At 64.9% G+C, this 24,728-nt stretch carries 25 protein-coding genes; 9 read left to right on the plus strand and 16 right to left on the minus strand.

The window, feature by feature from the left end; all coding sequences use genetic code 11:
* Positions 1–14 precede the first annotated feature (14 nt).
* From PF049_09750 to PF049_09765, 4 genes are read left to right on the plus strand one after another with little or no spacing between them, the layout of a single operon-like run.
* Entirely contained in the window at positions 15–1,016 is a 1,002-nt protein-coding gene (locus tag PF049_09750; GenBank protein WBY15879.1) for a GNAT family N-acetyltransferase, read from the plus strand.
* Between the two features lie 38 nt (positions 1,017–1,054).
* Complete coding sequence (locus PF049_09755) at positions 1,055–1,360, plus strand: acyl carrier protein (protein WBY15880.1); 306 nt, start codon at positions 1,055–1,057, stop codon at positions 1,358–1,360.
* 9 nt (positions 1,361–1,369) lie between these two features.
* Positions 1,370–2,062, plus strand: coding sequence for a hypothetical protein (locus PF049_09760; GenBank protein ID WBY15881.1), 693 nt, complete (start codon positions 1,370–1,372; stop codon positions 2,060–2,062).
* Positions 2,059–2,847, plus strand: coding sequence for a hydrolase 1, exosortase A system-associated (locus tag PF049_09765; GenBank protein ID WBY15882.1), 789 nt, complete (start codon positions 2,059–2,061; stop codon positions 2,845–2,847). Before PF049_09760 ends, PF049_09765 begins: the two co-directional genes overlap by 4 nt.
* A 15-nt stretch (positions 2,848–2,862) precedes the next feature.
* On the opposite strand, the gene PF049_09770 is transcribed toward PF049_09765, so the two are convergent.
* From PF049_09770 to PF049_09780, 3 genes are read right to left on the minus strand one after another with little or no spacing between them, the layout of a single operon-like run.
* Positions 2,863–4,059: a class I SAM-dependent RNA methyltransferase gene (locus tag PF049_09770; GenBank protein ID WBY15883.1), complete on the minus strand. Its 1,197-nt coding sequence runs from the start codon at positions 4,057–4,059 to the stop codon at positions 2,863–2,865.
* Positions 4,056–5,468: an NAD(P)H-hydrate epimerase gene (locus tag PF049_09775; protein WBY15884.1), complete on the minus strand. Its 1,413-nt coding sequence runs from the start codon at positions 5,466–5,468 to the stop codon at positions 4,056–4,058. The genes PF049_09770 and PF049_09775 overlap by 4 nt, the downstream gene beginning before the upstream one ends.
* Positions 5,455–5,595, minus strand: a complete 141-nt coding sequence (locus tag PF049_09780) for a hypothetical protein (protein ID WBY15885.1) — start codon at positions 5,593–5,595, stop codon at positions 5,455–5,457. The genes PF049_09775 and PF049_09780 overlap by 14 nt, the downstream gene beginning before the upstream one ends.
* Before the next feature lie 51 nt (positions 5,596–5,646).
* Here PF049_09780 and PF049_09785 point away from each other — a divergent pair, with 51 nt between their 5' ends.
* Complete coding sequence (locus tag PF049_09785; GenBank protein ID WBY15886.1) at positions 5,647–5,784, plus strand: hypothetical protein; 138 nt, start codon at positions 5,647–5,649, stop codon at positions 5,782–5,784.
* Between the two features lie 55 nt (positions 5,785–5,839).
* Here PF049_09785 and ilvD read toward each other — a convergent pair whose 3' ends face one another.
* From ilvD to PF049_09805, 4 genes are all read right to left on the minus strand, one after another.
* Positions 5,840–7,561 carry a dihydroxy-acid dehydratase gene (ilvD, locus tag PF049_09790; GenBank protein ID WBY15887.1) on the minus strand — a complete coding sequence of 574 codons (1,722 nt, stop codon included), beginning with the start codon at positions 7,559–7,561 and terminating at the stop codon, positions 5,840–5,842.
* A gap of 86 nt (positions 7,562–7,647) precedes the next feature.
* Entirely contained in the window at positions 7,648–8,376 is a 729-nt protein-coding gene (locus PF049_09795; protein ID WBY15888.1) for an N-formylglutamate amidohydrolase, read from the minus strand.
* Positions 8,373–9,185 (minus strand): 4-(cytidine 5'-diphospho)-2-C-methyl-D-erythritol kinase, encoded by an 813-nt coding sequence (locus PF049_09800; GenBank protein ID WBY15889.1) that lies wholly within the window; start codon positions 9,183–9,185, stop codon positions 8,373–8,375. The genes PF049_09795 and PF049_09800 overlap by 4 nt, the downstream gene beginning before the upstream one ends.
* A 25-nt stretch (positions 9,186–9,210) precedes the next feature.
* A complete protein-coding gene (locus PF049_09805) occupies positions 9,211–10,869 on the minus strand; it encodes an electron transfer flavoprotein-ubiquinone oxidoreductase (protein ID WBY15890.1) in 1,659 nt (552 codons plus the stop codon).
* A gap of 111 nt (positions 10,870–10,980) precedes the next feature.
* On the opposite strand from PF049_09805, the gene PF049_09810 reads away from it, so the two are divergent.
* From PF049_09810 to PF049_09825, 4 genes are read left to right on the plus strand one after another with little or no spacing between them, the layout of a single operon-like run.
* On the plus strand, positions 10,981–11,781 hold the full coding sequence (locus tag PF049_09810; protein ID WBY15891.1) for a hypothetical protein: 801 nt from the start codon (positions 10,981–10,983) through the stop codon (positions 11,779–11,781).
* Positions 11,778–13,553: a lytic transglycosylase domain-containing protein gene (locus tag PF049_09815; GenBank protein WBY15892.1), complete on the plus strand. Its 1,776-nt coding sequence runs from the start codon at positions 11,778–11,780 to the stop codon at positions 13,551–13,553. The genes PF049_09810 and PF049_09815 overlap by 4 nt, the downstream gene beginning before the upstream one ends.
* Complete coding sequence (gene moaB / locus PF049_09820; GenBank protein WBY15893.1) at positions 13,553–14,080, plus strand: molybdenum cofactor biosynthesis protein B; 528 nt, start codon at positions 13,553–13,555, stop codon at positions 14,078–14,080. The genes PF049_09815 and moaB overlap by 1 nt, the downstream gene beginning before the upstream one ends.
* Before the next feature lie 39 nt (positions 14,081–14,119).
* Positions 14,120–15,205: a PA0069 family radical SAM protein gene (locus PF049_09825; GenBank protein ID WBY15894.1), complete on the plus strand. Its 1,086-nt coding sequence runs from the start codon at positions 14,120–14,122 to the stop codon at positions 15,203–15,205.
* Here the strand turns inward: PF049_09825 and PF049_09830 are convergent.
* The 9 genes from PF049_09830 to PF049_09870 form a co-directional block, all read right to left on the minus strand.
* On the minus strand, positions 15,202–15,624 hold the full coding sequence (locus tag PF049_09830) for a hypothetical protein (GenBank protein ID WBY15895.1): 423 nt from the start codon (positions 15,622–15,624) through the stop codon (positions 15,202–15,204). The genes PF049_09825 and PF049_09830 overlap by 4 nt on opposite strands.
* Positions 15,621–16,055, minus strand: a complete 435-nt coding sequence (locus PF049_09835) for a DUF1330 domain-containing protein (protein WBY15896.1) — start codon at positions 16,053–16,055, stop codon at positions 15,621–15,623. The genes PF049_09830 and PF049_09835 overlap by 4 nt, the downstream gene beginning before the upstream one ends.
* Before the next feature lie 2 nt (positions 16,056–16,057).
* Entirely contained in the window at positions 16,058–17,680 is a 1,623-nt protein-coding gene (locus PF049_09840; protein ID WBY15897.1) for a long-chain fatty acid--CoA ligase, read from the minus strand.
* A 104-nt stretch (positions 17,681–17,784) separates the two neighbouring features.
* Positions 17,785–21,276 (minus strand): DNA polymerase III subunit alpha, encoded by a 3,492-nt coding sequence (dnaE, locus tag PF049_09845; protein ID WBY15898.1) that lies wholly within the window; start codon positions 21,274–21,276, stop codon positions 17,785–17,787.
* 90 nt (positions 21,277–21,366) lie between these two features.
* On the minus strand, positions 21,367–21,717 hold the full coding sequence (locus tag PF049_09850; GenBank protein ID WBY15899.1) for a hypothetical protein: 351 nt from the start codon (positions 21,715–21,717) through the stop codon (positions 21,367–21,369).
* A gap of 34 nt (positions 21,718–21,751) precedes the next feature.
* Positions 21,752–22,231 carry a glutathione peroxidase gene (locus PF049_09855; protein WBY15900.1) on the minus strand — a complete coding sequence of 160 codons (480 nt, stop codon included), beginning with the start codon at positions 22,229–22,231 and terminating at the stop codon, positions 21,752–21,754.
* Between the two features lie 79 nt (positions 22,232–22,310).
* Entirely contained in the window at positions 22,311–22,592 is a 282-nt protein-coding gene (locus tag PF049_09860; GenBank protein WBY15901.1) for a hypothetical protein, read from the minus strand.
* A 64-nt stretch (positions 22,593–22,656) separates the two neighbouring features.
* On the minus strand, positions 22,657–23,349 hold the full coding sequence (locus PF049_09865; protein ID WBY15902.1) for an ABC transporter ATP-binding protein: 693 nt from the start codon (positions 23,347–23,349) through the stop codon (positions 22,657–22,659).
* The gene (locus PF049_09870) at positions 23,342–24,583 is read right to left on the minus strand and encodes a lipoprotein-releasing ABC transporter permease subunit (GenBank protein ID WBY15903.1); all 1,242 of its coding nucleotides are present in this window, start codon (positions 24,581–24,583) and stop codon (positions 23,342–23,344) included. Before PF049_09870 ends, PF049_09865 begins: the two co-directional genes overlap by 8 nt.
* Positions 24,584–24,728: the final 145 nt, after the last annotated feature.

The raw sequence follows: 24,728 nt of genomic DNA on the forward strand, positions 1-24,728 counted from the left end.
GGAGAATTGTCCTCGTGAATGCGATTGCGGCCAGCTATCACGACAGGGTTAACGTCTTGCAAGAGACGCGTGACCTTGCGTCCTCTCCTTTCGACAGGCCGGAATGGTTCGCCTTGCTGGCGCGCGACACGCCGCCCCTGGTCGCCTTTGCCAGCAAGGGCGAGAACCTGGCTGCGCTCGCTCTCACGCAAACCGGCGGACGGATAGAGCCGCTACGCAACTGGTACAGCTTCACCTGGAGGCAATTGGCGTCGGGCGGGACCGACGGCGACCGTCTGCTAGAATCCATCGCCGCCGGCCTGCGATCGCGCGCCCCACGCGTGACCCTGTGGCCCGTGCCCGACGAAGACGGGTCGGCCACCCGGCTGGAAACCGCATTCCGGAGCGCAGGCTGGCTGGTGCAGCGCGAGGAGTGCGACTCCAATCACGTCCTGCCTGTCGCTGGCCGCACATTCGACCAGTACTGGGCCTCTCGCCCGGGCCGCATGAGGACCACGCTCAAGCGCAAGGCCAAGAAGGTCGACGTCGTTCTGCACACAAGTTTCGACGGGGCGGCGTGGGACGGCTACGAGGCCATCTACGCCGCCAGCTGGAAGCCTGCCGAAGAGACTCCCGCCCTCCTCCGCCGCTTCGCCGAGGAAGAGGGTGACGCAGGGCGCATCAGGATGGCTGTTGCCCATGCAGACGGCCTGGCCGTCGCAGCGCAGTTCTGGACGGTCGAGCGGGGCACGGCCTACATACACAAGCTGGCACACCTGGAATCGCACCGGAATTTGAGTGCCGGCACCACGCTCAGCGCAGCCCTTTTCAGGCATGTAATCGACGTCGACGGCGTCGCGCTGGTGGATTTCGGAACCGGGAATGATGGCTACAAGGCGGACTGGATGGAAGAGGTGCGCCCCCGTTACCGCATCGATTGTCTCGACCCGCGCCAGCCGCGTGCGTGGGGCCCGATCGGGAAACGTCTCCTGCGCTCCGCGGCCCGGCGGCTTGCACCGAGGCCCGCGGAAAGCTAGGGAGCGCGGCACTTTCAGCAGTGGATGAAGCACCTATCATGACCGGACAGGGGGTCCCCGCGACCGACAATTCGTTGCGCAGCCGTGCATCCATCGACCGCGATCTGCGACAGATCCTGTGCGACGTGCTCGGCCTCGACACGGACGAAGTCGACGATTTCGACGCCGATACCGGCTTGTTCGGACACCTTCCCGAGCTCGATTCCATGGCGGTCGCAGGTCTTCTCACCGAAATGGAAGACCGGCTGGACATCGTGATCGAGGATGACGACGTCGATGGCGAGATGCTCGAAACCTATGGCGGGCTGCTCGCATTCACCGAAGCAAAAGTGGCCGAAAGCTAGGTCGGCGCCATGTTCGCGTCATGGCCCTGCCCGCTGCCGGGCGGCAAGACGGCGCAGGAAAATGCCCGCGTTTTCGATCAGGACCGGAAGCGGCGCATCCTCGTGCTGGCGCCGCTGTTCGATGAACATAACAAGATGCGCCATCAGCTGGTCGAGGTGATGCAGAGGCTCGATCACGCCGGCCTCGACAGCATCCTGCCCGACTTGCCCGGCAGCAATGAAAGCCTCGAACCCCTGCAGGACCAGTCGCTGGGTAGCTGGCGCACCGCCATCGAGGCGGCGGCAAAGCACTGGCGCGCGACCCACGTGCTGGCAGCGCGCGGAGGCGGCCTGCTTGCACCCGGCGGTTATCCCGGATGGCTTTACGGCGCGGTCGCAGGCAAGCAATTGCTCCGCTCCATGATCCGGGCCCGCACGATTGCGGCGCGCGAGCAGGGACGCGAGGAAAGCAGCGAGGCGCTTCTCGGCACCGGGCGCACCCAAGGCCTCGAACTGGCAGGCTGGTCGCTGGGGCCGCAGATGGTGCGCGACCTCGAGGAATCTCGGAAACCGGCGCCAGAAACCCTGTCCCTAATCGAACATGTCGCCCTTGGCGGGACGCCTCTCTGGCTAAGGGCCGAGCCGGACAGCGATGCCGAACAGGCGGACGCGCTGGCAGGCCATGTAACAGCGTCGCTCGGCATTGCAGGGCCAATGGCGTGAACCGGCTTCACCTGACCTTTGCCTGCGGCAAATCCCGGCTCGGCGCGACGCTGGACACGGCGCCGGCCAAGACCGGACTTCTTCTGGTGAGCGGCGGTAACGAGATCCGCTCAGGTGCGTTTTCGGGGCAGGCCGGGCTTGCTGCAGATATTTCTGCGGCCGGATTTCCGGTGTTCCGTTTCGACCGTCGCGGCATCGGGGACAGCGAAGGGAAAAATCGCGGGTTCGAGAAAAGCGCAAAGGACATAGGCGCTGCCCTCGAAGCCTTTCGCGCCATCGTCCCGACCATGGAGAAGGTCGTGGGCCTCGGCAATTGCGATGCTGCCAGCGCGCTGATGCTGGCAGGCGGTGCCGGGTGCGACGGCCTGGTCCTGTCCAACCCCTGGACGATAGAGGATGGCGACGGGCAGGATACCGCAGCGCCGCCGCCCGATGCGATCCGCGCGCGCTACCTCGCGAAGCTGAAGAACCCGCGCGAAGTCGTGCGTCTGGTCAGTGGCGGCGTGAACCTGCGCAAGCTGGCTGGCGGACTCCGCAAATCGATGGGCAAGGCACCTGCGCCGACCGGACTTGCCGAGCGGATGCGGGCTGGCATCGAGGGCTATGACGGGCAGGTTCGTTTCCTGCTGGCAGGCACCGACCGCACGGCGCAAATGTTCGCTGCCACCTGGCCGCAGGACGACCAGCGCATCCACACTTGCGAAAACGCCACCCACGCCTTTGCCGGGGCATATGCAAGCGAATGGTACCGCGCACAGGTGCTGGAGGCCTTGCGCGCCGCTTGAGCGCCTTGCCCTGGCCTAGCGCACGAACAGACTCGCCAGTTCGACGTGGGTGCTCCATCGGAACTGGCCGACCGGACGCACTTCCTGCAAGGCGAAACCCGCTTCTACCAGAGAGCGTGCGTCCTTCGCCCAGCTGGCAGGATTGCAGCTGACATAGACCACACCCGTGACCGCGCTTTCGGCGATACGGGCCACCTGTTCCTTCGCACCGGCGCGCGGTGGGTCCAGGAGGATGGCATCGAAGGCTCCGCATTCGCTGGCATCCAGTGGATTGCGAAACAGGTCACGGTGCGAAAAGTCCAGCGAGCCGGAAACACGCCTTGCAGGTCCGGTCGCGGCAAGGATCGCGGACCGCGCGGCCTCGACCGCCGTCACATGGCTGCGCCCGGCCAGAGCGAAGCCGAACGTTCCCAGTCCGGCAAACAGGTCCGCAACCCGGTCACAGCCTTCGGTCCATTCCCGTGCTGCCGCGACGAGCGCCGCTTCCCCGTCCTGCGTCGCCTGCAGGAACGCGCCGGCGGGGTACGGTACTGGCACGCCGCCGAGGCGGATGGTCACCGGCTCCGGTTCCCAGACCGGTTCCGCGCCGAAGCCGTGATCGACACTGAGCCGGGCGAGACCCTGGGCCCGCGCGAAGTCGAGCAGCCCTTCGGTCTGTTCCAGCCCCTCGGGCGCCGCCCCGCCGATACTCATGTCGACGCCTTGGTCTACCTGCGTCAGGCCGAGTTCCCCGGCCTTCGCCTGGGGCCAGCTGGCAAGCAGTTTCCGCGCTGCTGAAACCTGGGCGAAAAGTTCCGGCAGCAGGACATGGCATTCGGTCATGTCGACGATGCGGTGCGAGCGTTCCTCGCGGAAGCCGATGACGATCCGCTTCCCCACGCGCTGGAAATGCAGCGTGGCGCGCCTGCGGGTGCGCGGAGGGGAAAGATGGGTCGGCGCGATGGTTTCGGGCGTCAGGCCCTGCCCCTCTGCCGCCAGCACGACGCGGTCGCGCACGAAGGCGGCCAGCGCGTCTTCGCCCACGTGCTGCAACTGGCACGCACCGCATTTCGGGAAGTGGCGGCATGGCGGTTCCACATGATGCGGCCCCTTCACCAGCGAGCCGTCGGCTGCAAGGCTATCGCCGGTCACGCCGCCGGGCACGTGCTTACCGTCCGCCGTCACGCCGTCGCCGCGCGCGGCGATCCGGATTATCGGGTTTTCGTCGTTCATCGCGCGCTGGCGTAGGCGTCCGGCAGGCATTCGACCAGCCCGTCTGCGGAGAATACCGGTCCCGCCCGTCTTCCCGTCTCCGAATGAAGCCAGATCGCTTCAGCAGCCGCGTCCATCGGCCCGCGCCCGGTCGCAAGGCGGCTGCCGACGAGGCCCGCCAGCACGTCGCCCGTCCCGGCGGTCGAAAGCCAGCTGGGCGCTGGCTGGGCAATCATCGCGCTATCGGTGCCTGCAACGATAGTGTCCGCTCCTTTTGCGGCGACAATCGCACCAGTCTTCGCCGCGATATTGCGTGCCTTGTCCAACTTCGCGGGTACCGGGCCTTGCTCCTGAGCCTCTCCGAAAGCCTTCTCAAGCGCAGACAATTCCCCCTCGTGGGGCGTCAGGATCACCGGGCGATCTCCGAAATCCGAGGCATCCGGGGAAAGCAAGTGCAGGGCATCGGCATCGATCACCAGCGCGGCGTCAGAGCGAGCGTTCAAGACCGTGCCCAGCCGCTCTGCCGCGTCCCGGCTTCGCCCGAAACCGGGGCCGACCACGATGGCGTCGATCCTCTCGTCCGCCAGAGCTTCGGCCAGCGGGCTGTCATCGATCACGATGCTGCCGGGCAAAGGCGGCAATGGCTTCCCGCTCAAGACTTTCACATAGCCCGCCCCGCCATGCTGGGCCGCCCTGGCAGCCAGCGCGCAGGCGCCCGGCATTTCGCCTGCGACGACGGCGACGAGACCGCGCGAATATTTGTGTGCATCGGGCGGCGGCGAGCCGAGAACGGGCTTCGTGATCAGGGTCGCTGCACTGTCGCCTGCGGCAAGGCCGATATCGACGAGCATGCGCTGCCCCATCACCGCAGAGGCCGGCATCGCCCAGTGCGCCCATTTCCACGCGCCGAGCGCCAGTGTGACGTCATGGGGCCGCACGTCGTTCAGCAGAATGGCACGGTCGCTGGACACGCCGGAGGGAAGGTCTACCGCGATCGACCGGTCATGGCGTTCACGCAGTCCTTCCAAGAGCGAGAAAAGATCGCCAGACAAGGGACGATCCTGGCCGGAACCGAACAGGCAATCGACGAAGGTGCCACCCGCTCTTCCGGTGTCCGTCGGCAGGACTTCGCCCTTGTAATCCTCACGTGCCTGGCGGGCATTCGCCGTCTTCGGCTCCATCGCCGCGACGACCCCCACGTCCGCCCCACGTTCATGCAGCCAGCGCGCGATGACATAACCGTCGCCGCCATTGTTTCCGGGTCCGCACAGGATCGTGACACGGCCACCGGCAGAAAGCCGCCAGACCCACTGCGCCGCGGCCTCTCCCGCCCGGACCATCAACTCGTATTCGGGAAGCCCTGCATCGAAGAGCGCTTGCTCCGCCGCCTTTACGGCAGAAATGCTCAGGATGCGGTCAGGAGCCGCCATCGGCATCTTCCTGCACCCTGCCAAGGGGGCGCGCCGGGAAGCGGTATTTTTCCGTGCCGATCTCGACGAGGAGATAATCGCCGTCGAGCGAGCGGCGCGCTTCGTCGGCACCGTCGTAAGCTGTCATTCCGCTCCCGTCGGATGCCAGTGCGAAGCGGCGAAATCCTCCGCCCGGGTGGTGGACGACGAGGACAACCTCGCCATCGATCGCAATGCGCTCGACCGGGCAATCGGCGGCGAATTCACTGCCTGCGCCAATGGCGCATGGCACGACCTCCGCATCTTCCCGCGCGGCCGGATCGGGCGCCGGCGCTGACGCATCACCTCCGCATGCCGCCAGCAGGGCAGCGAAGGAAAGAGGTGCTGCCGCGCTAGATGTCCGCATAGACGTGGCTTTCGGCCGCTCCGCCCGGATGGGTCACCGCGCCCTTGTAGGCGGGGCCGACATTTCGTGCGAACCGCCAGAGTGCGCCGGACCCGTAATCGTTGCCATGCGGCTTCCAGTCCTTGCGCCGGTCGGCAAGGTCCGCTTCGTCGACCAGCAGGTCGATCGTGCCCTTCACCGCATCGATGGCTATCATGTCGCCGTCCCGGACCAGCCCGATAGGGCCGCCCTCGGCCGCTTCGGGGCCGACATGACCGATGCAGAAACCACGGGTCGCGCCCGAGAAACGGCCATCGGTGATGAGCGCGACCTTCTCGCCCATGCCTTGTCCGTACAGCGCGGCGGTGGTGGACAGCATTTCGCGCATCCCCGGGCCGCCTTTGGGCCCTTCGTTGCGGATGACGACAACGCTGCCCTCGTTGATCCGGCGCGCCTCGACCGCTGCGAAAGCGTCTTCCTCGCATTCGAAAACCTGTGCGGGGCCGGTGAACTCCAGCCGCCCCATGCCCGCCACTTTGACGATGGCGCCTTCGGGGGCGAGCGAACCCTTGAGGCCCACGACGCCGCCCGTGGGCGTGATCGGGTTCTTTACGTCGTAGAACACCTTCTGATCGGGGTTCCACGTGATTTCGTCGATGTTCTCGCCCAGGGTCTTGCCCGTCACGGTCATCGGTTCGGGGTCTAGGAACCCGCCATCGAGCAGGGTCTTCATCGCCATGTAGACACCGCCCGCCTCATGCATGTCCTTGGCGACGTATTTTCCGCCCGGCTTCAGGTCGGCGATATAGGGTGTCGACTTGAACATTTCCGCGACGTCGAAGAGGTCGAAATCGATTCCTGCCTCGTTCGCCATGGCCGGAAGGTGGAGCGCGGCATTGGTCGATCCGCCGGTGGCAGCCACCACGCGGGCGGCATTTTCGAATGCAGCACGGGTGCAGATGTCACGCGGGCGCAGGTTTTTCTCCAGCAGGGTCATGACCTGACGCCCCGCCGCGATGGCGACCTCTTCGCGCGAGCGGTTGGGTGCCGGGGCCATGTTGCTGTTCGGGAGCGACAGACCGATCGCCTCCCCCACACAGGCCATGGTGTTCGCCGTGAACTGGCCGCCGCAGGCACCGTGGCCGGGGCAAGCGACTTTCTCCAGCGCTGTCAGGTCCTTGAGCGGACAATTGCCTGCGGCGTGCTGGCCGACCGCTTCGAACACGTCGACAACCGTCACGTCTTCCCCGCGATAGGTGCCGGGCAGGATCGAGCCGCCATAGACGAAGATGCTGGGCACGTTCAGGCGCAGCATGGACATCATCATGCCGGGCAGGCTCTTGTCGCATCCGGCAAAGCCGACCAGCGCGTCGTAGCAATGTCCACGCACCGAAAGCTCGACCGAGTCGGCGATGACCTCGCGGCTGACCAACGAGCTTTTCATGCCCTGGTGACCCATCGCGATACCGTCCGTCACGGTGATCGTGTTGAAACGCCGCGGCATCCCGCCGCCCTGTTCCACGCCAGTGCGGCAGACATCGGCCTGCGCATCCAGCGTCGTGTTGCACGGCGCGCTGTCGTTCCCCGCACTCGCCACGCCCACGAAGGGACGCGCGATCTCTTCCTCGGTCAAGCCCATCGCGTAGTAATAGGACCGGTGCGGCGCACGCTCCGGCCCCACGGAGACATGGCGGCTGGGCAGGTTGGCTTTATCGAATTTGGCAGTCATCGCGCTTTCCTTGTGTCGCGCCCGTCCTTGCGCGGCTGGCGCAGGCGGTCAAGCGCAGGAAAGCTTGGGGCAAAGCAAACGCGACCCTACCCGCCCTTCAGCGCCAGCGCGGTCCGGTTGGCGATATCCGCGACCAGTGCCGCCCAGCGTGCCTGCCCCGCCTCTGTTGCGAGAAGGTCCTGCCGTATCTCGATGGTGAGATAGGGCCGGCCATGCGCCTCTGCATGGCGGTCCATCGTGGCGTTCAGCTGCTTGCCGGAATAAGGCTGGTTGTTGCCTACCGTCAGTCCTTCCTCCTCGAACAGGCGGATAGCCTGAAGGGCGGCGGTATCGTCCTGGTTGTAAAGCAAGGCCACTTCCCATGGCCGCTCCTCGTCGCTGGTTTCGAGCGCGGGGGTGAAGCTGTGCAGTGCGACAATCAGTTCGGGGCGCGCCGCATCGAGCCATTCCGCCATCGCATCGTGATAAGGCCGGTAAAACCGTTCCAGACGCTTTTTTACATCGGCACCGATGTTGCCGGGAATGGTGTGCCCGTCGCTGCTGAAGGGAACCACCGCTTCCTCGTCCTCGCGCCGGTGCAAGTCGCAGACGAGGCGGCTGACCGTGGCGATATGCGCTGGAATGGCATGGCGACGCGCAAGCCGGTCGGCTACGCCCTCCACGCCCAGATCGACCGCGATATGGGTGTCCAGCAGTTCCGCCGGAATGCCCAGCGGCACGTCGGCCGGGACGAAGTTCGACGCATGGTCGGCCACGCATACGATGCGCCCGGGAACCGGTTCGCCGACCTGGCGATAGGGAAGATCGTCGATCATCTGAGATTTCCTGACAGTGTCCACCATCCGGGATGGCGATTGGCTATGTCCTCTTGCGCCATGTCGCGCGCTTCGGCCGAGCCGTATAGCGCAAAACACGTCGCACCCGAACCCGACATCCTGGCAAGCATCGGGTCGGTTTCCTGCAAGGCCGACAGGACGTCCGAAATAACAGCGCAAAGACCCGTCGCCGGTGCTTCGAGGTCGTTGCGCCCTGCAAGCGCGATCTGCCTGACGGACCCTTCCGGCATGGCTCCGCGATCCTTCCCGTCCCATGCGGCGAAGACGGGAGCGGTGGTTAGTTCGATGCGTGGATTGACGAGCAGCGCCGCGCATCCGGTGATGTCGCTGTCCACCTGTTCTAAATCGGTACCGGTACCGCGCCCGATGCATGTCCGGCTCAGAACGCAGGCGGGCACGTCCGCGCCGAGTTTCGCGGCTCTCCGTTCCCAGTCGCCGGGCAGGCCGTGCATATCGCGCACGATGCGAAACACCGCGCCAGCATCGGCGCTGCCCCCACCCAGCCCGGCAGCGACCGGCAGGTTCTTCTCCAGCGCGATCGCGATCCCGGCAGGCCGCGGAAGCGACAACAGCGCCCTCATCGCCAGGTTGCCGAAAGGCGCGCCCATCGCGTTGGCGAATTCGCCGTGCTGGGTCAGCGTGTCCTGCCCTGCAGGACGGGCGGTCAACACGTCGCCTGCATCGACGAAGGCGAACAGGGTCTCCAGCTCGTGATAGCCGTCATCGCGCCGCCGCCGCACATGCAGCGCCAGGTTGATCTTGGCATAGGCTGTCTCGGTCACGGACACCGAAGACCCCCGGGTTCGCAGCCAATCACATGTTGGGATAGTTCGGACCGCCCCCGCCTTCCGGCGTCGTCCACTCGATGTTCTGGTTGGGATCCTTGATATCGCAGGTCTTGCAGTGGACGCAGTTCTGCGAGTTGATCTGGAACTTGGGCTCCTGCCCCTCCTCGATCAGCCACTCGTACACTCCCGCCGGGCAATAGCGCGTGGAAGGGCCGGCATAGACGCCCAGCTCGCTTTCCCGCTGCAATTCGCGGTCGCACACCTTCAGGTGGACCGGCTGGTCCTCCGCATGATTGGTGTAGCTGAAGCTGACCGAGGTGAGCCGGTCGAAGGTCAGCTCGCCATCGGGCTTGGGATAGATGATGGGCTGGTGCAGGTCGGCACGGTGCAGGTGCTCGTGATCCGGCTTGTGCTTCATCGCGATCGGCAGTCCGATCTTGAGATAGCGCATCCACATGTCGGCCCCGGCGATGACCGTGCCGATGTCGCCGCCGAACTTGCTGACGGCGGGCTGCGCGTTCTGGACCAGTTTCAGTTCCTTGGCGATCCAGCTTTCGCGAACCGCGGCGTCGTATTCCATCAGCTCGGTATGCTCATGGCCGGCCGCAATCGCCGCAGCGATGCTTTCCGCTGCCAGCATACCGCTCTTCATGGCGGTGTGGCTGCCCTTGATGCGCGGCACGTTGACGAAGCCTGCTGCACAGCCGATCAGCGCGCCGCCGGGGAAGGCCAGCTTGGGCACGCTCTGCCAGCCGCCCTCGTTGATGGCACGCGCGCCGTAAGCCACGCGCTTGCCGCCTTCGAGGAAGGCGCGAATGTCGGGATGCGTCTTCCAGCGCTGGAATTCCTGGTAGGGCGATACGTAGGGGTTCGAATAATCGAGGGCCGTCACGAAGCCGAGCGCAACCTGCCCGTTCGCCTGGTGGTAGAGGAACCCGCCGCCCCAGCTGTCGCTTTCGGTCAGCGGCCAGCCCTGCGTGTGGATGACCTTGCCCGGCTCGTGCTTGGCCGGGTCGATGTCCCACAATTCCTTGATACCGAGGCCGTAGACCTGCGGCTGGCAATCGGCTTCGAGATCGTATTTCTTCTTCAGCTTCTTGGTCAAATTGCCGCGCACACCTTCGGCGAAGAGCGTGTATTTCGCGAGGATTTCCATGCCCGGCTGGAAATCGCCCTTGTGCGATCCGTCTTCGGCAATGCCCATGTCCTGCGTCAGGACACCGGTGACCGCGCCGTTCTCGTCATAGATCGGTTCGCTGGCGGGGAAGCCGGGGAAGACCATGACGCCCAGCGCCTCTGCCTGCTCGCCCATCCACCGCGACAGGTTGCCCAGCGAACAGGTGTAATTGCCGTCGTTCGACATGAAGGGCGGCAGCATCATGTGCGGCATGTCCCACTTGCCGTTCTTGCGCAGGACCCAGTGCAAATTCTCGGTCACCGGCGTTTCGGCCAGCGGGCAATCCATGTCGCGCCATTCCGGCAGCAGCTCGTCCAGCGCCTTGGGATCGACGACCGCGCCCGACAGGATGTGCGCGCCGATTTCCGACCCTTTTTCAAGGACGACGACTTCCAGTTCCTCATTGATCTGCTTCAGCCGGATCGCCGCTGCGAGGCCGGCAACGCCCCCGCCGACAATCACGACGTCGCAAGGCATGGATTCCCGTTCGATAGTCTCGCCGCTCATCGCTCAAATCTTCCTTCTCTACGTGCGCTGCACAGCCGTGTTCCCCATGCGCGCTTTCTGGCACAAACCCTTGATTGCCGGACTGCTTGAGGTCAAGACCTGCGAACGGCCATGGTAACATCCTCCACCCCCCAGGAACGCCTCGATGCGCTTGCCCAGGCACAGGCCGTGCTGGACTGGTGGAAGCTGGCCGGCGTCACGGTCGATACGCTGGACGAAAGCCGCGGCTGGCTCGACGCGGACACGGCAAAACCCGCTCCTGACGTAACGGAAAAGCGGGTGGTCCGTAAAAAGCCGCCGCCGCCCAGGAAGCTCGTCGGCGGGGACCGGATCACGGTTGCACAGGCTGCCCCGGTTGCCCGGCCAGACGGCGGATTGCCGACCGGTCTTGCCGATTTCCGCGAATGGTGGGGACAGGAAAAGAAATCCTTGTCCGGCGCGGTGCTGGCCCCGGTCATGCCGCGCGGCGATGCCGGAGCAAGGCTGTGCGTGCTCGTACCGCAGCCGGAACAAGGCGACACGGATACCCTGCTCCAGGGGCCGCGCGGTGTCCTGCTCTCCGCCATCCTGCGGGCCATGGGCCTTGGGGACAGCGACTGCTACATCGCCTCCGTCCTGCCCGCGCCTGTCATCCAGCCGGACTGGGACGATCTGCGCGCTGCGGGTCATGGCGAGATCGCCCGCCACCACCTCGCACTGGCCGCGCCGGAGCGCATCCTGATCTTCGGTCGCCGCATCCTGCCGCTCATCGCGCACGAATCGGCGCAAGACCCTGCCGATTTACGTATTTTTAACCATGGAGGGACCAGCGTGCCGTTAATGGCTGCTCCCGAACTCGGCTCCCTCCTGAGAAGTGCCGGACAGCGGAAGCGGTTCTGGCAACAATGGCTCGAATGGACGGACAATCGATGACTGCTCGCCGCAACCCAATCCACTCTCTCGCCCTCGGCCTTGCAGCCGCGTGCGCTGCCACGACCGCGATGCCCGCCGCGGCCAATACCAGCGCCGAATATTTCCGCGCCAAGAGCGTGTCGAACAACCTGCCCCAATTGCTGAGCGATGCGGAACAGCAATATTACCGCTCCGTCTTCCAGGCGATCGACCGCGAAAGCTGGGGCGAGGTGGAAAACCTGCTGGCACAGCGCGGCGAAGGTCCGCTGCACGATGTCGCAAGGGCCGAATATTACCTTCACGCGAACAGCCCGCGTATCGAACTGCCCGCGCTGCAATCATGGCTGGCAACGGGCATCGACCTGCCCCACGCTGAACGCATCGGCGCCCTCGGCCTGAAACGCGGCATGATGTCCGCGCCCTATCTCCCGCGTGAGCAGGGTTTCGTCAGCCAGCCCTACGCGTCCAAGCGTTTGCGCCCCCGTTCGGTCGAGGACGGTACGATGCCCGGCAGCGTCCGCTCCGCTATCCTGGACCGGATCAAGAACGACGATCCCGACGGTGCGCGCCAGATCCTGGACGGTATCGACGCATCGCTTTCCACCGCCGCGCGCGCAGAATGGCGCCAGCGTGTCGCGTGGAGCTACTATATCGAGAACAACGATCCCGCCGCCATGGCGATGGCCCGGACCGTCGCCGAGGGGACGGGCGCTTGGGTCGCAGAAGGTGACTGGGTGCAAGGGCTCGCCGCATGGCGCCTGGGCGATTGCCAGAGCGCGGCCAATGCGTTCCGCAGCTCCGCTGCCGGCGCGGTCAATGTCGAACTGGCCGCCGCCGCCCATTACTGGGCCTCGCGCGCGCTCGTCCGCTGCCGCCAGCCCGAAGCGGCTGCCGAACAGCTTCGCGGCGCGGCGCTGATGGACGAAACGCTTTACGGCATGCTTGCACGCGAGGCGCTGGGACAGGCCCTGCCCGATGCCGGAACGACGCCAGACCTTGGCAGCGACGACTGGCAGTCCTTGCGCTCCGTCTCCAATGTCCGGACCGCGGTTGCCCTGGCAGAAATCGGCCGCGATGACCTCGCCGACGAGGTGCTGCGCCACCAGGCCCGTATCGGCGATCCTGCGCAATACCAGTCCCTGTCGCGTCTTGCGCGTGAAATGGGACTGCCGGCGACGCAGCTCTGGATGGCGCACAACGCCCCCTCGGGCGCGCAGCGCGAACCTGCCCTTCGGTTCCCGACGCCGCGCTGGCAGCCGGTCGACGGATGGAAGGTCGACCCGGCCCTCGCCTATGCCCACACCTTGCAGGAATCGAACTTCCGTGCGGCGGTCGTCAGCCCCGCCGGGGCGCGTGGGCTGATGCAGATCATGCCTGCTGCAGCACGGGACCATGCGGCGAAGATCGGCGTGCGCGGCGATGCGCGTGACCTGTCGAACCCGGAAATCAACCTCGCCTTCGGGCAGAGCCACCTGCAAATGCTGCGCGACAGCGGCGCCACGCAGGGCAAGCTGCCCAAGATCATGGCCGCCTACAATGCCGGGCTTTCCCCCATCGGGCGCTGGAACAGCGAAGTTCGCGACCAGGACGACCCCCTGCTCTACATGGAATCGATCCCCTATTGGGAAACGCGCGGATACGTTTCCATAGTGATGCGCAATTACTGGATGTACGAACGGCAGGCCGGCACGCGTTCGCCGACCCGAACGGCGCTGGCGCAAGGCCAGTGGCCTGCCTTCCCGGCGACCTCCACAAGCTTCGCGCTCGGCGAGGCGAGCGAGCGGCGCAACTGATGGCCATCGATCCGGCCCAGGAGTTCAAACCCGTAAGGATCGCCCTGCTGACCGTGTCCGACACGCGCACGGCAGCCGACGACAGTTCGGGAAACATCCTGGCAAACCGGATAGAGGCAGCGGGCCATGAACTCGTCACGCGCGAGATCAGCCGGGACAATGCGGAGGAAATCACCGCCCATCTCCACCGCTGGATCGACAGCGAACAGATCGATGCGGTCATCACCACCGGCGGAACCGGCCTCACCGGACGCGATGTCACGCCCGAAGCGCTCGCGCAGGTGAAGACACGCGACATTCCAGGCTTCGGCGAACTGTTCCGCTGGCTCAGCTATGAAAAGATCGGGACCAGCACGATCCAGAGCCGTGCCTGCGCTGTCGTGGCGCGGGGAACGTACATCTTCGCGCTGCCCGGATCGAACGGCGCGGTGAAGGATGGCTGGGACATGATCCTCGCCGAACAGCTAGACAGCCGCAACCGGCCCTGCAATTTCGTCGACGTGATGCCGCGCCTGCGGGAGCGCTAGGCCCTTTCCTACAAGCGATGTTCTTTCTATGTTCCGCCCATGGAGCAAAGGAAGGAACCTGCCCGTCACGGCCGAGGAGCGCAGTCTTCTGCGGTTCCGACGCGGTTCGGGCTAGCGACTCGCGAAGCGGACGGCGACTGGCGCGACCATGTCGGGCTGCTCGACGGGACGCCGCCGAAAATCCGCACGCATGTCACGCAAGAGCGGCCCAAGTCGATCCTGTCGTTCAACCAGTCGCCCGACATCTTCTTCGACCGTTCAATCAACGCCTATCGCGGGTGCGAGCATGGCTGCGTCTATTGCTTTGCCAGGCCGACCCATGCCTATCACGACCTGTCGCCGGGGCTGGATTTCGAGACGCAGCTGTTCGCCAAGCCGGATGCGGCGAAGTTGCTGCGCGAAACGCTCAGCCGCCCGAAATACCGCCCGCGCCCGATCGCCATGGGGACGAACACCGATCCGTACCAGCCGATCGAGCGCGATTACCGCATCACCCGCGCCGTGCTGAAAGTGTGCCTCGATGCGCGCCATCCGGTGACGATCACGACCAAGTCGGACCGGGTGCTGGACGATCTCGATTTGCTGCGGGCGATGGCCAAGCGGCGGCTGGTGGCGGTGGCAATTTCCGTGACGAGCCTCGACCCGAAGCTGTCGGGCAAGCTCGAACCGCGCGCAGCCTCGCCCGCCAAACGGCTGGCGGCGCTGGGGAAACTGGCCGAGGCGGGCGTGCCGACCCATTGCTCGGTAGCGCCCGTCATCCCGGCCATCACCGACGAGTTCATGGAGGAAATCGTCGCTAGAGCCGCCGCGCTCGGCGTCGACAGCGTCGGCTGGATACCGCTCCGCCTGCCGCACGAAGTCGCCCCGCTCTTCCGCGAATGGCTCAGCGTCCACTACCCCGAACGCGGCGACAAGGTGATGAGCATCGTCCGCTCCATCCGTGACGGCAAGGACAACGACCCAAGCTTCTTCAGCCGCCTGAAACCGACAGGCGTATGGGCGGATTTGTTTCGCGCAAGGTTCCGCCTCGCCTGCAAGCGAGCGGGTATCGACAAGGCGAAATTCGCGCTGGACTGTACGCAGTTTCGCCGACCGGAGGTAGGTGGGCAAATGCGGTTGTTTTAGGGAGGCGGAGGAGGGCCAAAGGGGTCACGGGTCATTTCGATCGCCGTTATCTCAAAAAAATCGACGCGGCAGTTATTGACCCCCAAATGACCAAAAATGCCTCCAGTCTGATAGGTCCCTTTCCCTCGCATACGGATTGAGGCCCTCCCTTCCGCTTGCAAATTACGCTCTTCGAGAAAATCGCTAAAGACCAAAGACGCCTTGCCGGTCGTTCTCAAGTCGCACCGCGTTTCGGCAGATTCGTGGCAATTTTCATATACGCCACGCTCGCAAATTAAGAATTCTTGACCTTCGAAGGCACCCAGTATCGCGATCCCCTCGAACGTCTGATCATTCGTCGATCTTGCTGCACGTTCCTCGTCACTTTGAGAAGAGCAAGCGGCAAGCAACACTAATCCAAATATTCCGAGGCGAATCAAGAAAACCCGTCCCCGCCCTCGCCCGGCTTGAACCGCACTAACCGGCTGTCCTCCAGCGCCGCCGTCCGGTTCACCACCGCCTTCTGATAGTCTGCATCCTTGATCATCTCGAAGAACGCACCCGCATTCGGGTACTGCGCCACAAAGCCGTCGTGCCAGTGCATCGCTTCCGGCCCGGTCACGACCGTCTGGAACGCGCCGCGCCAGACGATCGTCCCGCCGACGCGGCGGAAGATCGGGCCGCTGGTCTTGCCGTATTCCTCGTAGGCGCGGCGGCCGGTCCAACCATTGCCGTGGTGTTCGTGCCCTTCCGGATATTCCGCCTGCTCGCGGTATTGCAGCAGGTTGAGCATGTGGATCGGCTCATCGCGCGGCAGGTCCTTGAACGCCTGGAAATTCGCCGGCGAGGGATCGATGTAACGCTCGGCCATGGTCACGCCTCCAAAGTGTAATCGGCGAACCGGTCGCGCAGGTCCTTCTTGCTGATCTTGCCCGTCGCGGTGTGGGGGATGTCATCGACGAATTCGACCGCGTCGGGCAGCCACCACTTGGCGATCTTGTCGGACAGGAAATTAACCACGCTTTCCGCCGTGCAGTCCTCGCCTTCCTTCCTGACCACGAACAGCACAGGGCGCTCGTCCCATTTGGGATGCGCCATACCGATGCAGGCCGCCTCTGCCACGGCGGGATGGCCCACGGCTGCGTTTTCCAGCTCGACCGAGCTGATCCATTCGCCGCCCGACTTGATGACGTCCTTCGTCCGGTCGGTCAGCTGCAGCGTGCCGTCGGGATGCAGGATGCCGACATCGCCGGTGTCGAACCAGCCATCTGCCGTCACCGCGTCCTCGTCCGCCTTGAAATAGCGCTTCACCACCCACGGCCCGCGGATCTGCAAGGCGCCGCTGGTCTCGCCATCGCGCGGCAGGACCTTCGTGAAGTCGTCGAGATCGACGGTGCGCAATTCCACGCCGAAGATGGGGCGGCCCTGCATCGCGGTCTTCTCGACCTGTTGTTCGAAACTGAGCTGGTCCCAATCATGCGTCGGCCCACCCACGGTGCCGATGGGGCTGGTCTCCGTCATGCCCCAGGCGTGCTGGACGCGGGTGCCGTTCTTCATCAGCCGCTCGATCATGAACTTGGGCGCGGCCGAGCCGCCGATCGTCGCCGCCTTCAGTTTCGGCAGGTCCACGCCTTCCTTGTCGCAATACTGGAAGTGCGCGAGCCAGACCGTCGGCACGCCCGCGCTGTCGGTCACGCCTTCGCGCTTCATCAATTCGTCCAGCACCGCCGGATCGTTCACGGCGGAGAACACGAACTTGATGCCCGCCATCGCGCCGGCATAGGGCAGCCCCCAGCTTGCCGCATGGAACATCGGCACGACGGGCAGCATCACGCTGGACGCGCTGAAGTTGAAGGCCGCCGGTTGCAGGCCGGCCATTGCGTGCAGCACCGTGCTGCGGTGTTCGTATTGCACGCCCTTTGGATTGCCGGTCGTGCCGCTGGTGTAGCAGATCATGCAAGGGTCGGTTTCACCGCCCCCGGCCCACTCGTAATTGCCGTCCTGCGCGCCGATCCAGTCCTCGAAGCTCTGCGACTGGTCGCCGGAGCTTGCCCCGGACCCCGATCCGGGGTCGAAGCAGATGTAATGCTCAACGGTCGTCCATTTGTCCCGCATCATGTCGACGATGGGCTGGAAGGCCGCATCGTAGAGCATCACCTTGTCCTCGGCGTGATTGACGATGTATTCCAGCTGGTCCTCGAACAGGCGCGGGTTCACGGTGTGCAGGACCCCGCCCATTCCGGCGACGCCGTACCAACTGACGAGATGGCGCGAGTGGTTCATGGCGAGGCTGGCGACCTTGTCACCCGGCTTCAGGCCCAGGGCTTCCAGCGCCTGCGCCATCTTCAGCGCGTCGGTGCGGATGCCCGCCCAATCGGTCCGTGTCTCGCTGCCATCGGCCCAGCGCGTGACGATTTCGCGCGTCCCGCTCTCCCGTGCGGCATGGTCGATCACATGCGTCACGCGCATGGTCCAGTCCTGCATCGCTCCCAACATCGGCGGCTCTCCTCTCCAGGGGTTTCTGTTTGCAACAGGAGTGCGCAAAGGGGCGCGCCGTCGCAAGGAAAAATCGCGGGCCGCAGGCTAAAGCGGCGCTTTTGTTACGCGGCGCGGTGTAGGCGGGGGCCCGATTTGGGCACCAGCTTGATCGCGGAAAGGCCCTCTACCTGCCCCAGCCGGTCGGCCAGTTCGCCGCCCAGCTTGAAATCGTTGCCGAGGGTTAGGAGCGGACGGGCATTGCCGGCCTCCAGCCGCACCTGCACCTCCCCATGCCCCGGCTGCCCGGGGACGAGACAGGCAGCCAGTTCCGCCAGGGCCGCTTCCGTCGCGACTTCCAGGGTGAGCAGCATCCGCTGAGTATTGACCACCCCGTCCAGCGGGCGCGCGCCGCGCACGGTCACGCGGGGCGGTTCGTCGGGCGATGGACTGTCGAGTTCGACGGTCAGCAGGATGCAGGTGCCGTCCTTCGCCCACTGGCGGAAGCTTTCGACGAGCCCTTCCTCGAAACAGGCTGCGCTGAACTGGCCGGTCGTATCGGAGAAATCGGCCCGGATGAAATCGGCCCCGCGGCGGGTCTTGCCGACATTCACCGCCTCCACCATCGCTGCCATCACCGCCTTGGCCCGGCCGCCTTCGGGCGCCCCGCCCTCCATCAGCGATGCGTAGGTCCGCGCCCCGTTGGCGCTGGCAACCTCGCGATAGGCGCTGACGGGGTGTTCGGCGAAATAAAAGCCGAAATTCTCGCGTTCCTTCGCCATCTGGTCGGCACGGGACCATGGCTCGGCGTCCTTCAATCGCAGCGTATCGGTCTGCGCCATGTCGCCGCCGAACAGCGCTTCCTGTCCGCTGTCGCGTTCACGCATGGCAGCATCGGCAGTGGCCAGCAGCAGGTCCGCATTGGCCGCCAGCTTCGCCCTGTTCGGCTCCAGCGTGTCGAGCGCGCCCGCAGCGATCAGCCCTTCGAGCTGGCGTGAATTCATCGAACCCTGCGGCAGGCGGTCGAACAGGTCGGCCAGGCTTTCGAACGTGCCGTTCGCCTCGCGCTCCGCCACGATCGCCTTCATCGCCTTTTCACCGACATTGCGGATGCCTGCGAGGGCATAGCGCACGGCATAGCCTTCGTCCGTGCGCTCGACCGTGAATTGCGCTTCAGAGGCGTTGATGTCCGGCGGGGCGACCGTGACGCCGCCATCCTTGCCCGGGTAGCGCCGCGCATCGTCGACGAAGAGCGCCAGCTTTTCCGACTGGTGCATGTCGAAGCACATCGACGCGGCGTAGAATTCCTCCGGATAATGCGCCTTCAGCCACGCCGTCTGGTAGGCGAGCAACGCGTAGGCGGCAGCGTGCGACTTGTTGAAGCCGTAGCCTGCGAACTTGTCGATCAAGTCGAACAGCTCGTTCGCCTTGCCTGCCTCGATCCCGGAAGTCTCGCGGCAGCCATCGACGAAGCGCTGGCGCTGCGCGTCCATTTCGGCCTGCACCTTCTTGCCCATCGCGCGGCGCAGGAGGTCGGCATCGCCCAGCGAATATCCGGCCAGGATCTGCGCGGCCTGCATGACCTGTTCCTGGTAGACGAAGATGCCGTAGGTTTCCTCGAGAATGCCCTCCAGCTTGGCGTGAGGGTATTCGATCGCCACCTCGCCCGCTTTCCGTTTCCCGAACAGCGGGATGTTGTCCATCGGGCCGGGGCGATAGAGCGAGACGAGCGCGATGATGTCTTCGAACTTGGTCGGCTTCACCGCGGTCAGCGTGCGGCGCATGCCTTCCGATTCCAGCTGGAACACGCCGACGGTGTTACCCTGCTTCAGCAGCTGGAAGACGGCCGGGTCGTCCCATTTCAGCGCGCCCAGATCGACATCGATCTCGCGCTTCGCCAGCAGGTCGACAGCCTTTTGCAACACGGACAGGGTCTTGAGGCCGAGGAAGTCGAACTTGACCAGCCCGCTCGATTCCACGTGCTTCATGTCGAACTGCGTGACCGGCATGTCCGAACGCGGATCGCGGTAGAGCGGCACCAGCTGATCCAGCGGGCGGTCGCCGATGACGACACCGGCGGCGTGGGTCGAACTGTTGCGCGGCAGGCCTTCCAGCTGCCGGGCGAGGTCGATCAGCGCCTTGGTATCGTTGTCGTTGTGGTATTCGGCACGGAACTCCGAACTGCCGTTGATCGCGCGCTCCAGCGTCCACGGATCGGTCGGATGGTTGGGCACCATCTTGCACAGGCGGTCGGTACGGCCGTAGCCGAAGTCGAGGATACGCCCGACATCGCGCAGCACGGCGCGCGCCTTCATCTTGCCGAAGGTGATGATCTGCGCGACGCGGTCGCTGCCATATTTCGCCTGCACGTAGCGGATGACCTCGCCGCGCCGCGTTTCGCAGAAATCGATGTCGAAGTCGGGCATCGACACGCGTTCCGGGTTCAGGAAACGCTCGAACAGCAGGCCGAGCCGGATGGGATCGAGATCGGTGATGGTCAGCGCCCAGGCGACGATGCTGCCCGCACCCGAACCGCGGCCCGGCCCGACCGGGATGCTGTTGTCCTTAGCCCACTGGATGAAATCGGCAACGATCAGGAAGTAGCCGGGAAAGCCCATCTTGTTGATGATGCCGATCTCGTAATCGAGACGCTCGTCATAGATGCGCCGCTCCTCGGCCGACATTTCGCCATAGGACGCCAGCCGCGCATCCAGCCCCTTGCGCGATTCCTCGGCCAGCATCCGCTCCTCGCCTTCCAGATCGCCGGCGAGGCTGGGCAGGATCGGCGCTCGGCTGGGCGGCGCAAAGGCGCATCTGCGCGCGATGGTCAGGGTGTTGTCCAGCGCTTCGGGCAGGTCCTCGAAATTCTCGTGCATCATCGGCGCCGACTTGACGAAGGCCTGCCGGTCGGTGCGCGGGCGTTCTTCCTCGAACATCTTGTGACTGCTGGCGATGCACAGCATCGCATCGTGCGCCTGGTGGAAATCGGGGTCGGCGAAATTGGCCGGATTGCTTGCGACCAGCGGCAGGTCCCGCTCGTATGCGAGCGCGATCAACGCCTCCTCCGCTGCCGTTTCGATCGCGTTGTTCCGCCGCGCAATCTCGACGTAGAGCCGCTGCGGGAACAGCTCCTCCAGCTTCCGGGCATAGCCTTCCGCATGGGCGCCCTGCCCGGCGGCCAATAGCCGCGTCAGCCCGCCTTCGCTCGCCCCGGTCAGCGCGATCAGGCCGTCGGTATGGCCTTCAAGGTCCGCAATCGAGACATGTGGCTCCAGCTCCAGCGGCCGTTCCAGATGGGCCCGGCTGACGAGATGGCACAGATTGTCCCACCCCGTTTCGTCCTGCGCATAGAGCGGCAGGTGGTCGATTGCAGGGTCCGGCCCGAACGCCTCGCCCCGCGCAACGCCCAGCAGCGTGCCGACAATGGGCTGGATGCCTTCGTCGAAACAGGCCTTTGCAAAAGCGACGCTGCCGTAAAGACCGTTGCGATCACATATGGCGATGGCCGGGAAACCGCGCTCTTTCGCCAGTTGCGCGATATGCTTGGGATCGATCGCCCCCTCCAGCATCGAATAGCTGGACAGGACGCGCAAGGGGACGAAGGGGGCATAGGCCATGGTACCAAGGTAGGCCTTCGCGCGCTGCCCGCAAGCGGCCTTGCCCGCCTGTCACCAGACCTGTCGACAGCTTCGCGGCGAGGCGGAAATTTAAGAAGACGCGGACCCATCGCCCTGCGCCTTCGCCGCGGCGATCTTCTTGCGCGTGTCGCGGATGCTCGACCATGCGCCGTAGAGGATCAGCGCGGCGAGGAAGATCCATACCCAGACCGGGATATTGCGTCCGGCAATGGCGAGGTAAAGATAGGCGGAGACGAAGAAGAACCCGGCGCTGAGCGTGGGCAGGACCGTCGACCGGCCAGCCTTTGCGCGCCGGACGAGCCAGCCGATGCTGAGCAGGAAAAACGGTATCGCACCGACATAGATGGCGCCGAAGATGTAGGGATTCACCCCGTATTCCGCGCCGAGCGACAGGAACCACTGATTGATCGTTTCAAGCATGACGCCTGCCTTTTCGCCGCTGGCGCTTCTGCGGTTACAGCAGTTTCTCGATATGGCGGGCGAGCGATTTGGGTGCGTCCTGCGGGGCGAAACGGCGCACGACATTGCCATCGCGGTCGACGAGGAACTTCGTGAAGTTCCATTTGACCGCTTTCGAACCCATAAGGCCCTTCGCTTCCCCCTTCATCCAGTCGAACAGTGGAGAGGCATCGGGCCCGTTGACATCGATCTTCGCCATCAGCGGGAAGCTGGTGTCGTAATTCAACTGGCAAAAATTGGCGATTTCCTCGGCATCGCCGGGTTCCTGTGCGCCGAACTGGTTGCAGGGGAAGGCAAGCACCTCGAACCCCTGGTCGCCATAGGTTTCCTGAAGCTTCTCGAGCCCTTCATATTGCGGCGTGAAGCCGCATTTGCTGGCGGTGTTCACGACCAGCAGGACCTTGCCTTTCTTGGAGACGAGATCGAGCTCTTCGCCCCTGTTCGTGCGAACGGTAAAATCTGCGATCGTCGTCATATCTGGTCCAATGCTGATGGCAGCAATATCGCCCGTGATCGGGGCAGCCGGCACGGACTTTCCGGTCCGCTCACGGGCGTCAGTCTGCGCGCGGGAAATCCGGATGCCGGGCGAGAGCCGTTGCCTCTTCGGCAGTAAATTCGCGGTCGCCGGATTTCTCGATCACGTAGTCGCGCCGTTCCTCTTCTGGAAGGAGCATCATGTGACGGATCATGTCCGCAAACGTGCCATTGCGCAGCGATTTCGAACCGTCGAGCAGGCCGTCACCGTCGTTCTTGCGATGCAGGGCGGCGCGATCTTCCCAGTTGATCGCGTTTGTGCCGGTCGGGAAGCCCTCATACGTACTGGGATGGTCGCTCATTCTTGAAATCTCCTTTGGTCGTGCAACGCAGGTTAGCCGCCGGGGTTTCCGCACGCCGCCCCGTTTATTCGAGCAATCCCTCGTGCAGCCGCACCACGCGGTCCATCTTCGCCGCCAGCCGTTCGTTATGCGTCGCGATCAGGGCTGCGCTGCCCTCGCCCCGGACCAGCGACAGGAACTGGTCGAGCACCCGGTCCGACGTGTGTTCGTCCAGATTGCCCGTCGGCTCGTCCGCCAGCACCAGTTCGGGCCGGTTAGCCAGACCGCGTGCCACGGCAACCCGCTGCTGCTCTCCGCCGGAAAGCTGGCTGGGCCGGTGGTCCAGACGCTCCGCAAGGCCGAGAGCGGTCAGCAATTCCTCGGCCCGGGCCTGTGCAACCGGCTTGTCGACGCCCGCCACCAGCTGCGGCAGCACCACGTTTTCCAGCGCGTTGAAATCGGGCAGCAGATGGTGGAACTGGTAGACGAAGCCCAGATGGTTACGCCGCAGTTCGGTGCGCGCCGCGCTGTCCGATTTCTCCGCCGCCTGACCCGCAATCATGATTTCGCCGCCAAAGCCGCCTTCGAGCAGGCCGACCGCCTGCAGCAGCGTCGATTTGCCGGAGCCAGAAGGGCCCAGCAGCGCCACGATCTCGCCCGGACGGATGGCCATGTCGACGCCGCGCAGGACATCGATCCTGACGCCGCCCTGTTCGAAACTGCGGGTCAGGCCGCGCAGTTCGACCACCGGGCCGGCTTGCTGGAAAGGCTTATTCATAGCGCAGCACCTGCACGGGATCGGTCGAGGACGCCTTGAGCGCGGGATAGAGCGTCGCCAGGAAGCTGAGGACCAGGGCCAGCGTCACGATCCCCACGATTTCCCACGGATCGGTCTTTGCCGGCAGGGTCGTCAGGAACCGGATGGACGGGTCCCACAGGTTCTGCCCCGTCACCACCTCGATCACCTTCACGATCGGCTGGCGGAAGAACAGCACCAGGAAGCCCAGGACAAGGCCCGCCACCGTCCCGATGGCCCCGATGGTGAAACCGGTCGTGACGAAGATCTTCAGCAGGCTCTTCCGGGTCGCGCCCATCGTGCGCATGATCGCGATGTCGCGGGTTTTCGCGCGCACCAGCATGACAAGGCTAGACAGGATGTTGAACGCCGCCACCAGCACCATGAAGCTGAGCGCGAAGAACATGGCCACACGCTCCACCTGCAACGCCTCGAAGATCGTTGAATTGATGGTCTTCCAGTCCGACACGATCGCGCGGCCGCGCAGGCTTTGCTCGACCGGCGCCATGATCTCGCCGACGCGGTCCGCGTCTTCCGTCGTCACCTCGATCATGCCGATCGTCTCGCCCGTCAGCAGCAGGGTCTGCGCATCGGGGATCGGCATCACGATGAACGACTGGTCGTAGTCATACAGACCCACTTCGAAGATCGCGCCGACCTCGTATCCGACCTGCCGCGGCACGGTCCCGAACGGGGTGGAGCGGCCCTGTGGGTTGATGATGGTCACCGTGTCGCCGACCCGCGCGCCAATATTTTCCGCCATGCGCGCACCGATGGCGACCGTGCCGGCATCGGGCTGCACGCGGCCCATGTCGCCGATAACCGTCTTCTCGCCCAGCGCTGCAATGTCTTCCTGCGTGTTGCCGCGCACCAGCGCAGCCTCCACCCGGCCTTCATAGGTGACAAGCAGGGGCTGCTCGATCAGGGGCGATGCGCTCGTCACGCCGGGGGTCTCGCGGATTTCCTCCAGCACGTCTTCCCAGTTGTCGAGCCGCCCGCCATAGGCCTGCACGATGGCGTGGCCGTTCAGCCCGACGATCTTGTCGAGCAGTTCCGCCCGGAAGCCGTTCATCACGCTCATCACGATCACCAGCATCGCGACCGACAGCATGACCACGCCGACGCTGATGCCGGCCACCAGCGCAATAAACGCCTCACCCTTGCCGGGGAGGAGGTAACGCCGCGCAATCGTTCTTTCGAATTGGCTCAGAAACAATGGGAAGTGCCGTCTATGGTGCCTGTTGGGATGCGGCCTTAGGTAGCTCGACCTGTCTAGGCAATGAAAGAGCGCCAAATCGGCCCGGACCGTCCACCGGAGATATCGCCCGGAGAACCACGCTGGCCTTGTAATAGGTCTGCAA

The sequence above is a fragment of the Erythrobacteraceae bacterium WH01K genome (assembly GCA_027941995.1).
In the GTDB taxonomy this organism is placed as follows: Bacteria; Pseudomonadota; Alphaproteobacteria; order Sphingomonadales; family Sphingomonadaceae; genus CAJXSN01.

Bases quoted from the DNA above. Each gene is read 5' to 3' on its own strand.
- PF049_09810 (WBY15891.1), top strand. From the start codon at position 10,981: ATGGTAACATCCTCCACCCCCCAGGAACGCCTCGATGCGCTTGCCCAG.
- moaB (WBY15893.1), top strand. From the start codon at position 13,553: ATGGCCATCGATCCGGCCCAGGAGTTCAAACCCGTAAGGATCGCCCTG.
- PF049_09825 (WBY15894.1), top strand. From the start codon at position 14,120: ATGGAGCAAAGGAAGGAACCTGCCCGTCACGGCCGAGGAGCGCAGTCT.
- dnaE (WBY15898.1), bottom strand. From the start codon at position 21,276: ATGGCCTATGCCCCCTTCGTCCCCTTGCGCGTCCTGTCCAGCTATTCG.
- PF049_09770 (WBY15883.1), bottom strand. From the start codon at position 4,059: ATGAACGACGAAAACCCGATAATCCGGATCGCCGCGCGCGGCGACGGC.
- PF049_09835 (WBY15896.1), bottom strand. From the start codon at position 16,055: ATGGCCGAGCGTTACATCGATCCCTCGCCGGCGAATTTCCAGGCGTTC.
- PF049_09775 (WBY15884.1), bottom strand. From the start codon at position 5,468: ATGGCGGCTCCTGACCGCATCCTGAGCATTTCTGCCGTAAAGGCGGCG.
- PF049_09805 (WBY15890.1), bottom strand. From the start codon at position 10,869: ATGAGCGGCGAGACTATCGAACGGGAATCCATGCCTTGCGACGTCGTG.
- PF049_09815 (WBY15892.1), top strand. From the start codon at position 11,778: ATGACTGCTCGCCGCAACCCAATCCACTCTCTCGCCCTCGGCCTTGCA.
- ilvD (WBY15887.1), bottom strand. From the start codon at position 7,561: ATGACTGCCAAATTCGATAAAGCCAACCTGCCCAGCCGCCATGTCTCC.
- PF049_09855 (WBY15900.1), bottom strand. From the start codon at position 22,231: ATGACGACGATCGCAGATTTTACCGTTCGCACGAACAGGGGCGAAGAG.
- PF049_09860 (WBY15901.1), bottom strand. From the start codon at position 22,592: ATGAGCGACCATCCCAGTACGTATGAGGGCTTCCCGACCGGCACAAAC.
- PF049_09865 (WBY15902.1), bottom strand. From the start codon at position 23,349: ATGAATAAGCCTTTCCAGCAAGCCGGCCCGGTGGTCGAACTGCGCGGC.
- PF049_09780 (WBY15885.1), bottom strand. From the start codon at position 5,595: ATGACAGCTTACGACGGTGCCGACGAAGCGCGCCGCTCGCTCGACGGC.
- PF049_09760 (WBY15881.1), top strand. From the start codon at position 1,370: ATGTTCGCGTCATGGCCCTGCCCGCTGCCGGGCGGCAAGACGGCGCAG.
- PF049_09795 (WBY15888.1), bottom strand. From the start codon at position 8,376: ATGATCGACGATCTTCCCTATCGCCAGGTCGGCGAACCGGTTCCCGGG.
- PF049_09755 (WBY15880.1), top strand. From the start codon at position 1,055: ATGACCGGACAGGGGGTCCCCGCGACCGACAATTCGTTGCGCAGCCGT.
- PF049_09850 (WBY15899.1), bottom strand. From the start codon at position 21,717: ATGCTTGAAACGATCAATCAGTGGTTCCTGTCGCTCGGCGCGGAATAC.
- PF049_09840 (WBY15897.1), bottom strand. From the start codon at position 17,680: ATGTTGGGAGCGATGCAGGACTGGACCATGCGCGTGACGCATGTGATC.